We start from the raw sequence: 13073 nt of genomic DNA on the forward strand, positions 1-13073 counted from the left end.
ATCTAGCCGCGCATCGGCGGCACCGATATACCGTTCATGAAAGGATCCGCCCGGCGCGCGATTATTGCCCGGGGGGATTTTATTCGGACGGAAATGCGGCCAATATGTCGGTTCGATCGAGGTCCTTCGGATGCGGCGGCGAGCCGGCGCACGATACCAACGCCAAGCGGGGAACAACGATGGTTGCAAGGTCACCCGACGCAAGCGGGACGGCGGCGTCCGAGACGCCGCTCGTGTCCGTTACCGCCCCCGAGGCCGGACGCAAGCTGTTCGTGATCATGCGTTCACCGGACGAGCCGTTGCTGGCGCAACTGCGCGGCCTCGGCTGGGACATCTCCGTCGCGAAGACGGCCGGCGCCGCGCAGAACATGACGTCCGGCGTGAACGTCGCGGCCGGGCTCATCGATTTCGCGGGCTTCACGTCGCGCGACTATCCCGCGCTGAAGGCGTGCCTGAGCCAGCCGGCGATCGGCTGGATCTCCGTTGCGCAGGCAGGCATCACGATCACCGCTGCCGTGCGCGAACTGATTCGCAGCTACTGTTTCGATTACGTGACGCTGCCGTTGCCGTACGAATGGATTTCGCACGTGCTCGGCCATGCGCGCGGGATGGCCGCGCTCGATCGCGTCGACGGCGCGGCGTACGCGGCGTCGATCGGCGAGCACGGGATGATCGGTAACTGCGAAGCGATGCAGCAACTGTTCAGCACGATCCGCAAGGTCGCGAAAACCGATGCGAGCGTGTTCATCTCCGGCGAGTCGGGCACCGGCAAGGAGCTGACGGCGCTCGCGATCCACCAGCGCTCGGTGCGCGGCAAGGGGCCGTTCGTCGCGATCAACTGCGGCGCGATTCCGCATCACCTGCTGCAGTCGGAACTGTTCGGCTACGAGCGCGGCGCATTCACCGGCGCGAACCAGCGTCGCGCGGGCCGGATCGAATCCGCGAACGGCGGCACGCTGTTTCTCGATGAAATCGGCGACATGCCGGTCGAAAGCCAGGCGAGCCTGTTGCGCTTCCTGCAGGAAGGGAAGATCGAACGGCTCGGCGGCCAGGAGTCGATTCCGGTCGACGTGCGGATCATCTCGGCGACGCACGTGGATCTCGACGGCGCCGTCGAGGCCGGACGCTTCCGCGCGGATCTGTACCACCGGCTCTGCGTGCTGCGCATTCACGAGCCGCCGCTGCGCGCGCGCGGCAAGGACATCGACATCCTCGCGCATTACGTGCTGCAGAAATACAAGGCCGACAGCGGCCGCAAGATCAGCGGCTTCACGTCGGCCGCGCTCGACGCCATGCGCCGCTACGAGTGGCCCGGCAACGTGCGCGAGCTGATCAACCGGGTGCGCCGCGCGATCGTGATGGCCGAGAGCCGGCTGCTGACGCCGCACGATCTAGGGCTCGAGATCCCGGGCGAAACGGAGCCCGTGACGCTCGAACAGGCGCGTTCGCTCGCCGAGCGCACCGCGATCGAAAACGCGCTGCTGCGCAACGATCACCGGATCAACAAGGCCGCCGCCGAGCTCGGCATCTCGCGCGTCACGCTTTACCGGATGATGATCGAGCACGGGCTCAACGATCACGACGGCAATGGCGACAACGGCGGAAAGGACGGCGCGCCGCCCGACGACGCCGACCATCAGCGAGTCGGCTGAACGGCGGCACGGAGGCGCTCGCGCGCGCTGCTGACGGGCGTGTCCGGCACCATGTAAAGCGCGTGAAACGTTTCGCGCCGGCGGCCGCCCGAATCGACCCGTGAAACCCGCGTGGCGGCATGCCGCCCGTGCCGGGAAAATTTTCCTCATCGTCCGCGCGCCTTGTCCCGCAAGGCGTTGCCGCCTCACGAACGTGCCCGCCTGCGCGCGGCATGTTTCAGTTTCGCAACGTCCCGCCCGTTGCGCCCGTTCCGGCCACGGGCTTGTCCGACGAAAGCCTTGTGCGGCCGACCCGTAGCGAAGCTGGCCCGCTCCTTGCGCAGTTCGAGTGGCGAAAGTCGACGACGTGGCGTCCGGCCGGTTCGGCAACGAACCCTGCAAGAACCGGCAAGGACGCAGTCCACGGGGATGACCGCGCGCACGGGCAGCACGGCCCGTTCGCCACGGCATGGACCGTCATCGACGGATCGTCGGGGCGCCGGCTGTGTCCGGTCGCCGGTACAAGCTACGGAGAACACGGGGTAGAAAAATGACGAACGATCGCCACACGCCGCGGCCCGCAGGCCGCGATCGCAGTGATTCGGCCCATCGCCGGTCGACCGCGCAACTTTCCGCCGGCCGGCATGCGTCGACAGGCCATCTCTCCGCGCCCGGTGCGAGGCGGATCCGGCTGATACCCGGTCATCCGCGCCGGGCCGGCACTTTCCTGCTCGCCAACCCGATCCGCATGGGGATGTGCACGCGGGCACCGGTCCCCCGGCGCCCGATCTTCGCTTATTGACGACGTCGAGCGCCTGCGGTCGCCAGCGCAGGCGATCCGTCTGCAATGCGAATGATGTGCGACGTCCGATGCGCGAGTCGGACGATGAACCGGCGCGGCGGCGAACGTCAGGGAGGCGTCGTCGTCCGGCGGGCAGGGGGAGGGGCGGTCGGTCCGCGCGCGACGGTTATCGCACCCGTGCGCGCGCGGCGCCGCTTCAGCCGCCGTAGATGTCGAAGTCGAAATACTTCGACGCGAGCCGCTTGTACGTGCCGTCCTTGACCATGTCGAGGATTGCGCGATCGATCTTCGCCTTCAGGTCGGTGTCTTCCTTGCGCAGCCCGATGCCCGCGCCGATGCCGAGCACCTTCTCGTCGACGAGTTCGGGCCCGACGAACTGGTAGCCCGCGCCTCGCGGCGACTTCAGGAAGCCGATCGCGGCCTGCACCTCGTCCTGCAGCGCGGCGTCGAGGCGGCCCGCCGTCAGGTCTGCATACACGCCGTCCTGGTTCTGGTACGACACGACGTTCGCCCCTTGCTTCGCCCAGTACGCCTTCGCATACGCTTCCTGCGTCGTGCCCTGTTCGACTCCGATCGACTTGCCCTTCAGCGATTCCGCCGTCGGCAGCAGCGGCGAGCCCTTCTTCACGACGAGGCGCGTCGGCTGGTTGTAGATCTTCGTCGTGAAGCCGATCTGTTCGGCGCGCTGCGGCGTGATCGACATCGACGACAGCACCGCGTCGAATTTCTTCGCCTTCAGCGCCGGGATCATGCCGTCGAAATCGTTCTCGAGCCACACGCACTTCGCCTTCAGCCGCGCGCAGATCTCGTTGCCGAGGTCGATGTCGAAGCCGACGAGCTTGCCGTCGGGCGCCTTCGATTCGAACGGCGCGTAGCTGGCGTCGGTGCCGAAGCGCAGCGTGGTCCAGTCCTTCGCGACGGCGGGGCCTGCCGATACCGCGAGCAGGGCGATCGAAACGGCGGCAATCAGTCTCTTCATGGTGGTTCCTTGGCGTGGTCTATCCGGTTCCGGCGATACAGTCGCTGCGGGCACGCATCGCGTCCCGCCGCGCTGTCCGCACGGTCATTAACGCAGAAAATAAAATTGCAGTCCAGAATGGACAAAAAATATCGATTCTTCGGAGGAAGATCGACGCCACGGGGGGCGACCCTTGCAAAAATACGGAAATGGACTAATCTTGTTAGTAAATTCGTTTCGAGACTAACGATCATGTCACAGCCCGCCTTCAATCCGCATTCCGCCCCGCGGCAGGCGTCGGTCGCGCAGATGTCGGCGGCCGGCCTGCGCGCGTTCTTCAATATCGCGCGCGACTGGGAGCTGACGATCGACGAACAGATCGTGCTGCTCGGATCGCCCGGCCGCTCGACGTTCTTCAAGTGGAAGGCCGCGCCGGAATCGGCGCGCCTGCCGCGCGATACGCTCGAGCGGCTATCGCTGCTGCTCGGTATCTACAAGGCGCTGCAGATCCTGCTGCCGCAGCCTGCGGCGGCCGACACCTGGGTCAAGCGGCCCAACGATGCCGCGCCGTTCGGCGGCAAGCGCGCGCTCGACCGCATGCTCGCGGGCAACGTCGGCGACCTGGTTGCCGTCCGTCAATATCTCGATGCGATGCGGGGTGGCTGGGCGTGACGATGCCGATCGAAGAAATACGCCCCTGGCCGACGACCGTCGTCGACTGGGCGCCTGCCTATCGCGTCATTCCCACCCGTTTTCCGGCCATCAACCTGTTCGACCGCGTCGCGGCCGCCGAGGATTTCGACGCGCTTTATGCGCTCGAATCGCTGACCAACGACCGCATCCGCAACGAAGTCGGCACGCTCGAACTCGTGCCGCCGGCAGAACGTCGCTACGGCCCCGGCTGGGGGCCGATCATGGCCGCGTTCACGCACCTCAATCCGCAAGGCAGCCGCTTTTCCGACGGCAACTATGGCGTGTTCTACTGCGCGCGCTCGCGCGATACGGCGATCGCCGAGACGCGCTATCACAGCGGCCTGTTCCTGGCCGCGACGAAGGAAGCGCCGATGCGCCAGCAAATGCGGCTGTACACGGTGTACGCGCAGGGCGAAGTCGCCGACGTGCGCGCGTGGCCGCAGCGCAGCCCGGGGCTGCTCGATCCGCTCGACTACAGCGCCGGGCAGGCGCTCGGCCGCGCGGTGCGCAATGCGGGCGGCGCGGGGATCGTCTATCCGTCGGTGCGCGACCCGCGCGGCGAATGTCTCGCGGCGTTTCGCACGACGTTGCTGCGCGATTGTCATCACGCGGCATATCTCGAATACAACTGGAACGGTTTCGCGATCGATGCGGTGTTCGAGCTGAATCAGGTCGGCTAGCCAGCGTGCGCGCCGGGTCCACCGCCCGCGCGCACGCGCGCGTGTCGCGCCCGCCCGGCGCGCTGCCGGTTCGAGGCCCGTTACGGGCGACAGGCATCAAGGCAGCGGCAGGTCGCCCGCGTGACGCGCGCGCGCATCGGCCTGGGTGAGCGACCACGTCTCGCCCGTGCGCGGCTCGACGATCGTCAGGCGTCCGGACGGCGCGAACGCGCCGGTGTCGATGAACCATTGCGCGCCGATATGCTGCGGCGCGCGCACCGGCGTGTGGCCGGTGCAGGTGAGCGACAGGCCGGCTTGCCGGGCCGGGTCGGCGAGGCCCTGCACCAGGTCGCGCCCCCAGATCAGTCGCTCGCGCACCTCGGGCGAATAGCTGCCCGTGTCCAGTTCGGCGTCCGTGCCGAAGAATTCCGCATGCAGCACGTTGAAGCGCGCGGGGCCGTCGCCGATCACGCGCACGAGCGGCAGCGCGTCGACGCGCGCCGCATGCGCGTGGAGCCGTTCCGGCGGGAGATCGGCGCCCCAGTCGCCGCCGATTCCGCGCCACGCGTCGGGCGACAGCTTGCCGCGCGACACGAGGCTCAGTACTTCTTCATGATTGCCGCGCACCACGTGGCACCACGGGCGGTCCAGCAGCTCGAGCGCGGTTTCGGACGCGGGGCCGCGATCGACGAGATCGCCGACCGAGAAGAGCCGGTCGCGAGCCGCGTCGAAGCCGATGTCGTGCAGCAGCGCGCGCAGCACATCCACGCAACCGTGCAGATCGCCGACGACGAAGTCGCGGCCGGCCGTGTTCGCGGGGTGGTGGCAGAGGACGGGAGTCATCCCGATATCTTAGGCGCTCGCGCCCATCGCAACGTCACGCAGGAATGGCGATAATCGGGGCGGTACCGCACGGCGCCGTGCAACGGGCCGTTCGCACGCCGGCGAATCCTTTCCATCCGCTTTCGGAATCGTACGATGACGCTTTATCCGCAGGTATTACGCAACCGGCCGCGCATGGTCGCCGCCCTGGCCGTGGGCGTGCTGTGCGCGGTGCTGCTGCCGTTGCAGTTGAGGCCGACCGCGCGTGCGCTGATCGGCTGGGATTGCACGATCTGGCTGTATCTCGTGCTGATGTGGGCGCGCATGGTCAGCGCGCATCATCACCAGGTGCGCGAGATCGCGATCCGCGAGGACGAGAATGCGACGACGGTGCTGACGGTCATCTGCATCGCGACGGTCGCGAGCGTTGCCGCGATCGCGATCGAGCTCGCCACCGCGAAGAACGTCGGCTTTCGCGCCGGGCTCGGCCATTACGCGATCACGGGCGCGACGCTGTTCGGCGCATGGTTCCTGATTCCGACGATCTTCACGCTGCACTATGCGCGGCTTTATTACGGCTCGCCGAGCGGCGATCGCGCATTGCGGTTCCCCGATCGCAATCCCGAGCCCGATTACTGGGATTTCCTGTATTTCGCGTTTACGCTCGCGGTCGCGTCGCAGACGGCCGACGTGTCGCTCGCGAACCGTTCCGCCCGGCGCGCGGTGCTCGCGCAGTCGATCCTGTCGTTCTACTTCAACATGGCCGTGCTCGGGCTGTCGATCAACGTCGCGGCAGGGTTGTTGAGCTGAAGCGGATGAATTGAGCCGCGCATGCGGCGGCCGGCCGGGCCGCGCGTGGATCACCGAAGAACGCGCGCGATCGCCTGGCGCGTGCCGCCGTCGCCGCGCGCCATCGTGGCTTCGCGCGGGAAGCAGATCCGGATGTCGGCCGCGCCGAAGCTGCCGCGTCGCGCCGTTTCGCATCGTCACGTACCGCGCCGCACCGCGATCCACGCGCCCCAGAACAGGCTCGAGAAAAAGCGCAACGGTGCATCGAAACCCGCATCGCGCAGCAACGCGAATATGGCTTCCTCGTCAGCCGGCGGATCGGCGCCCTGCAGGATTTTCGCAAGCTGCGCGCGCACGGCGTCGGGCGTCGCGCCCTTCATCCGCCAGCGCTGCTGCCATGCGTCGAGCAGGCGAGGGTGCTCCGCGTAGCGGCGATGGTTGCCCGCGATCACGAGCGGCGCGCCGGGCTTTACGCGTCGCGCGATCGCATCCAGCAGCGCGGCTTTCGCCGCGTCGCCGGGGACGTGATGGAGCACGCCGATCAGCGTCGCGCCGTCGAACGCAGGCTCATCGGGCAGCGCGTCGACGCCGGCCTCGACGAATTGCGTGCGTACGGCGAAACCCGCCGCTTCGACGTTGGCACGCGCGAGCGCGAGCATCGGTGCGGATGGATCGACGGCCGTGAACTGCCAGCCGGGTTCCAGCGCGGCGGGCACGCAGATTTCCTGTCCGGTGCCGCCTGCACCGACGACGAGGAGCCGCGCGTCGGGAACTGCGATCGCCGAAGCAAGCATGCACGCGGCAAGTTCGTGGCACGCGTCGTAGCCGGCGAGCGCGATGCGGGATTGTTCGGCGTATTCGTGCGCGCGTGCCGGATCGAACTTCGCGGCGCTGGCGGGGAGCGACATGACGGATTTCCTCGGTGCGGGTGCGGGTGCGGGTGCGGGCGCGGACGGGGCGTCCACGCGCTTCGCCCCGAGCGTAAGCGCGGGCCGGCCGCGCAACAAGGCGAGCAGACATTCCGGTATGCGAACTACCCGACTCGGCGTGCGTTGCGCGCAAACGCCGCCGGGGTCGATTCGCATTTAAAAATGTGAAGATTCCGTGCGTCGCGCCCGCGAAACCGGCGCATACTTTTCTTCCCCCCTGCCTGGCCGTCGCATGCCGGGTCCGATGTGCCGCGCCGGCGCGCGGCCATGCCGCTCGGCACGCACGAGGAGCGCATGATGTCAGATTGTCCGCACGATCCGTATGCGCAGCACTACATTCACTGCCTGCCGTTCGGCGCGCAGCCCTGCGGCGCGCTCGGCACGTCGCCGCGCACGCATTTCCGCGTGTGGGCGCCCGGCAGTACGCACGTTCAACTCGAATTCGATACGGGCATGGGCCCCGCGCTCGTCCCGATGGCGGCGGCCGGTCCGCACTGGTTCGAAGCGTTCGTCGAATGCGGCGCGGGCACACGTTATCGTTACCGGCTGGACGACGTCACGTCGATTCCCGATCCCGCATCGCGTTCGCAACCGGACGGGCTCAACGGGCCGAGCGAGGTCGTCGATCCGCGCGGGTTCACATGGCGCAACACGTTCTGGCGCGGACGTCCGTGGGAAGACATCGCGTTGTACGCGATTCGCCCGCATGCGGTGGGCGGCTTCGACGGCGTGCGCCGGCGGTTGCCCCGGCTTGCGCGTCTCGGCGTGACCGCGCTGGAATTGCTCGCGTCGCCGCACGACAGCCTGCCGTTCGCGCCGCTCGCGGCGGAGGGTGGCCCCGACGCGCTGAAGGCGCTGATCGACGATGCGCACGGCTACGGCCTCGCGGTCCTGCTGGAGCTCGACTACGCGCGCTTCGGCAGCGGCACCGACGCGCTGCGCCATTACGCGGCGCCGTTCTTCCATACGCGCGACGATCCACTGCAGGCGCCGCCGCTCGCCCTCGACCATCCGGAGGTTTGCGACTTCTTCTGCGACAACGCGCTGTACTGGATCGACGAATATCGTTGCGACGGCTTGCGGCTGCGCGAGGCCGACCGGATCGGCACGTCGTGGCTGCGCGAGATCGCCGATCGCGTGCGTGCGGCCGTGCCGGCCGACCGGATGATCCACCTCGTGCTCGGCAGCGAGCGTCATCCGGTGCATCTGGCCGATACGCATTTCGATGCGCAGTGGAACGGTTGCGGAGAACGCGCGCTGCACCGGCTGACGGGGCGCGACGCGGCCGCGCACGAAGGGATTTCGCCGCACCAGTCGATCCACACGCTCGCGCGTGCGCTGACCGCGGCAGGCGCGGCATTCCAGCCGGCCACGGCGGGCGACGGTTCGCATGCCGAAGGGTTGTCGCTCACGTCGCTGGTGTTGTCCGATGGCGCATGGCGCGAGAGCGAGCATCGCGATCGCGAGCAGACTCCCGGCCTCGCGGCGCTTGCACTTTCGCTGCTCACGCCGCAGATTCCGCTGGTCTACGATGAAACCGCCCGCGATGCCGATCGTGCGCATTTCGTGCAGTCGGCGCTCGCGGTGCGCGCGAAGCTGATTGCGCCGCGCCTGTCCGATTGCCGGCCGCAGGACGCGCATGCGCTGAAGGCGAGCGGTGACGGCGACGCCGATGCGCTGCTCGCGTCATGGCGGCTCGCCGATGACGAGACGCTGACCATCGCATTGAACCTGTCGCCCGACGCGGTGCCGTTCGATGCGCCGAGCGGGCAGGTCGTGTTCGAGACGCCGGCACGCGCACGCGACCGGATCGATGAAGGAGAGCTGCCGCCGTATTCGCTCGTCGCGTGGCTGACGGGTGACGTCAACCAATACGCGCTGACGCACGACGTGCGCCTGATTCGCGACAACGCATGGCGTGCGATGCGTCCCGTTCCGCGCGCATGATGCCTGCGGACTGGCGGGGCCGGCGTGCCCCGCTGCACACTCACCAGAAGCTGCGAATGCCCGCGACGCCGTACGCGCCGTGGCGGCGCGCGTCGTCGAGATGCGCGCGCGTCATGCCGCCGAGCGCATAGACCGGCATCGTGGCCTGTGCGGCCAACGTGGCGAAACGCGTCCAGCCGAGCGTCGGCGCGCCGGGATGGCTGAGTGTCGGCAACACCGGCGACAGCGTGACGAAATCCACGCCCGCGCGTGCGGCCAGCGCAAGATCGTCGGCCGCGTGACATGCGGCCGACATGCGGCGCGCGGCCGGCAGCGGCCGTTGCGCGACGGCGCGCAGCGCGGCGCCGTCGAGGTGCCAGCCCGCGCCGTCGAGCTGCATCACGCCCGCCGCGTCGATCGGTCCGTTGAGCATCAGTTGCGCGCCGGCCGCGTTGCAGCGCGCGAGCGCATCGGCGGCCAGCCGCGCGAACGCGTCGGCATCGAGCGACTTCACGCGCAACTGCACGAGCGTCTCGCCGCGCGCGAGCACGGCCGACAGCCTGTCGAGGAATGCATGGCAATCCGCGGCCGACGCGGACGTCGGCTCCGGCGTGATCACGTAGCAGCGCGGCAGCGTCGGCGTCATCGCACGCGGCGGGCGGGGGCCGTCACTCGTCGGCCTCCTTCGCGATCTTCGGATAGACGCGCACGAGGACGATGCGCGGGCCGTTCATCTTCTTCACGACGACGTCGAAGCGGTCGAACGACACGCGCTGCCCTTCGGTCGGCAAATCGCTGAGCGCCTGGATCACGAGGCCGCCGACCGATTCCGCGCGTCCTTCGTCGATGTCGATGCCGAGCGCCTGCTCGAGCGACACGACGGGCAGGCTTCCCTTGCCCATCAGCGTGCCGTCGTCGAGACGGCTCCAGTCCGCATCGCCCTGGCGGAATTCGTCGTGAATCTGGCCGACCAGCGCGCCGAGCAGGTTGTCGAGCGTCAGGAAGCCGATCGGCTTCTGGCCCTTGTTGCCGACCAGCGCGAAGTGCGGTGCGCCCTTGCGGAACCGGCGGAACAGCTCCAGCGCGGGCGTGTCGGGCTTCACGTACTGCACCGGGCGCACGTAGTCGGACAGGTCCTCGAGCGCCGCACCGGCATGACGCGCGAGCAGCAGGTCCTTCAGGTGGATCAGTCCGCTGACCTGTTCGCGCGACGCGTCCTCGAACAGCGGATAGCGGCTGAAGCGATGCCGCGCGACGATCTCCATGTTGTCGGGCAGCGGCAGGTCGCGGCGCAGGCCGATCATTTCGTGCGCCGGCCGCATCAGGTCCGACACCGTCATCGACGAAAAATCGAGCGAGTGCGCGAGCGTGTTCCACTCGTCGTTGGAGTACGTGCCGCGCGCCGGTTGAGCCGTGTTGCCCGCGCTGCGGCGGCTGCGCAGGATCAGCTTGAGTTCGTCGGTCGAATAGTGCGCATCGCCGCCATGGTCGGCCGACAGCCCCGCGAGCCGCAGCACCGCGTTCGCGCTGGTGTTGAGCACCCAGATCGCCGGATACATCGCCCAGTAGAACGCGTAGAGCGGCAGCGCGACCCACAGGCCGACCTTTTCCGACTGACGGATCGCCATCGATTTCGGTGCGAGCTCGCCGACCACGATGTGCAGGAACGAGATCAGCGAGAACGCGAACACGAGCGAGATCAGGTGCACGATGCGTTCGGACTGCACGCCGATCAGGTCGAGCAGCGGGCCGATCAGTTCCGCGAACGCCGGCTCGCCGACCCAGCCCAGGCCGAGCGATGCGAGCGTGATGCCGAGCTGGCAGGCGGACAGATACGCGTCGAGCCGGCCGTGCACGACCGCGAGGATGCGCCCGCGCAGCCCGTGCTTGCGGGCGAGTGTCTTGACGCGCGTCGCGCGCAGTTTGACGAGGCCGAATTCGGCGGCGACGAAAAACCCGTTGAGGGCCACCAGGAACAACGCGCCGATGAGCGCGAAGATCTGTAACAAAGAATCGCTCCAGTCATGACAGGCCCATCAGTATAGGGCCGGAAAGGGAAATGTAATGATTCGGGCGGCCGATCGCTTACACCGGCGCCTCACAGGGGACGGAGAGGGAGAGGGTGACGGCGGAGCCGTCGGCGAACGGCGTGTGCGTGAAGGAGCCGCCGTGCGCGAGCGCGACACGCTGGCAGAGCGCGAGCGTCCACGCGACGCGCTTCGCGTCACGTGCGCGCAGCATCTCGCGGCGGGCGAATGGCTCGAATACGTGCGGCAGCGTCGGATCGGCCAGGGCGCCGGCGTTCACGTCGCAGGAAACGCGCGCGACGCACAGCGCGCCGTCGCGCGTGCACGTGAAGGTCACGCGGCTGCCGGCGGCGCTGGTTTCCACGGCGGTCGTCAGCATCGTCCAGAGCGCTTGCGCGATGCGTTCGCGATCGGCGCTCAGCGACGGCTCGCCGTCGGGCAGCGTCGCGTCGACGGCCACCTGCCGAGCGTCGGCGAGCGCGAAGCGCACCAGCGCGAGCGTGTCGTCGAGCAGCGGGCGCAGCGCGAACGGCTGCGCGGCGATCGCGAGCGTGCGCGTTGCCGCGCGCGGCGCGTCGAGCACGTCGTCGATCAGCGCGACCTGCTGGTCGATGCCCGCGCGGATGCCGGCGAGCGCGCGCTGCAGGTTCGGGTCGGCATTGGCGAGCTGGCGCTCGAGCACGTACGCCCAGCTGTGCATCGCGTTCAGCGGGCTGCGCAGGTCGTGCGATGCGGTGGACAACGCCTGGTCGCGCAGGAACAGCGCGGCTTCGGCGGCATAGTGCGCTGCGCGTTCGCGCAGGAGGTCGGCGGCGGGATCGACGGGATGGGGCGTCACGGAGCTGGCCTGTCGGAAGCGGTTGGCATGAAAGACACGCGAACCGCCATTATAGGGATCGCGCGCGTCACGCCGGCAGCGCGTCCTCGTCCTTTTTCCGCGCGTCGCCGTTCGGCAGCAACTGGCACGCGAGCAGGCCGGCCAGCATCAGCGTGCAGCCGAGCAGCGCACGCAGCGTCAGCGTCTCGCCGAGCGCGGCCCAGCCCGCGATGGCCGCGAACACGCCTTCCATGCTGAAGATCACGGCCGCATGCGCGGGCGCCGCATCGCGTTGCGCGACGACCTGCAGCGTATAGCCGACGCCGACCGACAGCAGCCCGCCGTACAGCAGTGTCGGCAGCGCGCTGCCCAGCATCGCGACGCTGACCGGCTCGATCGCGAGGCCCACCGCGAGGCAGAGCGCGCCGCACGCGACGAACTGCAGGAACGCGAGCACGAGCGGATCGTGACGTTTCGCGAAATGTCCGACGGCCATCACGTGCGCCGCGATGATCACGGCGCCCACGAGCTGGAACCAGTCGCCGTAGAGCACCGAGAAATGCTCGTCGATGCTCAGGAAGTACAGCCCGATCGCCGCGAGCAGCGCGCCGAACCACGTGCCGGCGCCGATCCGGTGGCGGACGAACACACCCATCAGCGGCACGATCACGACATACAGCGAGCTGATGAAGCCGGCGTTCGCGACCCGCGTGTACTGAAGGCCGAACTGCTGCAGCGAGATCGACACGGCGAGCAACCCGCCGAGCGCGAGGCCGGGCGCGAGCAGCGCCGGCTCGCGCCGAATCGCCGCGAGTTGCGCGCGCGGGCCCGCGTTGAACGCCAGCAGCGGAATCAGCACGAGTGCACCGAGCAGGAAGCGCAGCCCCGTAAACAGGAACGGCCCGATCACGTCGAGGCTCAGTCGTTGCGCGACGAACGCCGAGCCCCAGATTGCGGCGGCGGCGAGCATCAGCAGGTTGGCACGGAGGTGCTTGCGGGCTTCGGGCTTCATCGGAATTC

General features: G+C 68.5%; 12 protein-coding genes. 5 read left to right on the forward strand and 7 right to left on the reverse strand.

Annotated features, from left to right (window positions below; all coding sequences use genetic code 11):
* The first annotated feature begins 179 nt into the window (after positions 1-179).
* Positions 180-1652, forward strand: a complete 1473-nt coding sequence (locus WS51_RS02650) for a sigma-54 dependent transcriptional regulator (protein ID WP_059770396.1) — start codon at positions 180-182, stop codon at positions 1650-1652.
* Between the two features lie 977 nt (positions 1653-2629).
* On the opposite strand, the gene WS51_RS02655 is transcribed toward WS51_RS02650, so the two are convergent.
* Positions 2630-3412, reverse strand: a complete 783-nt coding sequence (locus tag WS51_RS02655) for an ABC transporter substrate-binding protein (protein WP_034194975.1) — start codon at positions 3410-3412, stop codon at positions 2630-2632.
* A 231-nt stretch (positions 3413-3643) separates the two neighbouring features.
* On the opposite strand from WS51_RS02655, the gene WS51_RS02660 reads away from it, so the two are divergent.
* A complete protein-coding gene (locus tag WS51_RS02660; protein ID WP_059450723.1) occupies positions 3644-4063 on the forward strand; it encodes an MbcA/ParS/Xre antitoxin family protein in 420 nt (139 codons plus the stop codon).
* A gap of 2 nt (positions 4064-4065) precedes the next feature.
* A complete protein-coding gene (locus WS51_RS02665) occupies positions 4066-4764 on the forward strand; it encodes an RES family NAD+ phosphorylase (protein WP_059503612.1) in 699 nt (232 codons plus the stop codon).
* Positions 4765-4860: 96 nt separating this feature from the next.
* Here the strand turns inward: WS51_RS02665 and WS51_RS02670 are convergent, their stop codons facing one another.
* Positions 4861-5586: a metallophosphoesterase gene (locus WS51_RS02670; protein WP_060361612.1), complete on the reverse strand. Its 726-nt coding sequence runs from the start codon at positions 5584-5586 to the stop codon at positions 4861-4863.
* Between the two features lie 135 nt (positions 5587-5721).
* On the opposite strand from WS51_RS02670, the gene WS51_RS02675 reads away from it, so the two are divergent.
* The gene (locus WS51_RS02675; protein WP_069228552.1) at positions 5722-6375 is read left to right on the forward strand and encodes a DUF1345 domain-containing protein; all 654 of its coding nucleotides are present in this window, start codon (positions 5722-5724) and stop codon (positions 6373-6375) included.
* A gap of 176 nt (positions 6376-6551) precedes the next feature.
* Here the strand turns inward: WS51_RS02675 and WS51_RS02680 are convergent, their stop codons facing one another.
* Positions 6552-7262 (reverse strand): class I SAM-dependent methyltransferase, encoded by a 711-nt coding sequence (locus tag WS51_RS02680; RefSeq protein WP_069228553.1) that lies wholly within the window; start codon positions 7260-7262, stop codon positions 6552-6554.
* Between the two features lie 318 nt (positions 7263-7580).
* Here WS51_RS02680 and WS51_RS02685 point away from each other — a divergent pair, with 318 nt between their 5' ends.
* A complete protein-coding gene (locus tag WS51_RS02685; RefSeq protein WP_059543012.1) occupies positions 7581-9230 on the forward strand; it encodes a DUF3459 domain-containing protein in 1650 nt (549 codons plus the stop codon).
* Between the two features lie 40 nt (positions 9231-9270).
* Here WS51_RS02685 and WS51_RS02690 read toward each other — a convergent pair whose 3' ends face one another.
* The 4 genes from WS51_RS02690 to WS51_RS02705 form a co-directional block, all read right to left on the reverse strand.
* Complete coding sequence (locus tag WS51_RS02690; RefSeq protein ID WP_059949597.1) at positions 9271-9855, reverse strand: thiamine phosphate synthase; 585 nt, start codon at positions 9853-9855, stop codon at positions 9271-9273.
* 22 nt (positions 9856-9877) lie between these two features.
* A complete protein-coding gene (locus WS51_RS02695) occupies positions 9878-11218 on the reverse strand; it encodes a hemolysin family protein (protein ID WP_059770389.1) in 1341 nt (446 codons plus the stop codon).
* A 76-nt stretch (positions 11219-11294) separates the two neighbouring features.
* Positions 11295-12074: a sensor histidine kinase gene (locus tag WS51_RS02700; RefSeq protein WP_069228554.1), complete on the reverse strand. Its 780-nt coding sequence runs from the start codon at positions 12072-12074 to the stop codon at positions 11295-11297.
* A 67-nt stretch (positions 12075-12141) separates the two neighbouring features.
* Positions 12142-13065 carry a DMT family transporter gene (locus WS51_RS02705; RefSeq protein ID WP_069228555.1) on the reverse strand — a complete coding sequence of 308 codons (924 nt, stop codon included), beginning with the start codon at positions 13063-13065 and terminating at the stop codon, positions 12142-12144.
* Positions 13066-13073: the final 8 nt, after the last annotated feature.

Origin of the sequence: Burkholderia territorii, from assembly GCF_001718335.1 — a bacterium.
Classification (GTDB): domain Bacteria; phylum Pseudomonadota; class Gammaproteobacteria; order Burkholderiales; family Burkholderiaceae; genus Burkholderia; species Burkholderia territorii.

What these genes read in the sequence shown, in the direction of transcription:
- WS51_RS02650 (WP_059770396.1), top strand. Translation starts at nt 180, where the DNA reads ATGGTTGCAAGGTCACCCGACGCAAGCGGGACGGCGGCGTCCGAGACG.
- WS51_RS02655 (WP_034194975.1), bottom strand. Translation starts at nt 3,412, where the DNA reads ATGAAGAGACTGATTGCCGCCGTTTCGATCGCCCTGCTCGCGGTATCG.
- WS51_RS02660 (WP_059450723.1), top strand. Translation starts at nt 3,644, where the DNA reads ATGTCACAGCCCGCCTTCAATCCGCATTCCGCCCCGCGGCAGGCGTCG.
- WS51_RS02665 (WP_059503612.1), top strand. Translation starts at nt 4,066, where the DNA reads ATGCCGATCGAAGAAATACGCCCCTGGCCGACGACCGTCGTCGACTGG.
- WS51_RS02670 (WP_060361612.1), bottom strand. Translation starts at nt 5,586, where the DNA reads ATGACTCCCGTCCTCTGCCACCACCCCGCGAACACGGCCGGCCGCGAC.
- WS51_RS02675 (WP_069228552.1), top strand. Translation starts at nt 5,722, where the DNA reads ATGACGCTTTATCCGCAGGTATTACGCAACCGGCCGCGCATGGTCGCC.
- WS51_RS02680 (WP_069228553.1), bottom strand. Translation starts at nt 7,262, where the DNA reads ATGTCGCTCCCCGCCAGCGCCGCGAAGTTCGATCCGGCACGCGCGCAC.
- WS51_RS02685 (WP_059543012.1), top strand. Translation starts at nt 7,581, where the DNA reads ATGTCAGATTGTCCGCACGATCCGTATGCGCAGCACTACATTCACTGC.
- WS51_RS02690 (WP_059949597.1), bottom strand. Translation starts at nt 9,855, where the DNA reads ATGACGCCGACGCTGCCGCGCTGCTACGTGATCACGCCGGAGCCGACG.
- WS51_RS02705 (WP_069228555.1), bottom strand. Translation starts at nt 13,065, where the DNA reads ATGAAGCCCGAAGCCCGCAAGCACCTCCGTGCCAACCTGCTGATGCTC.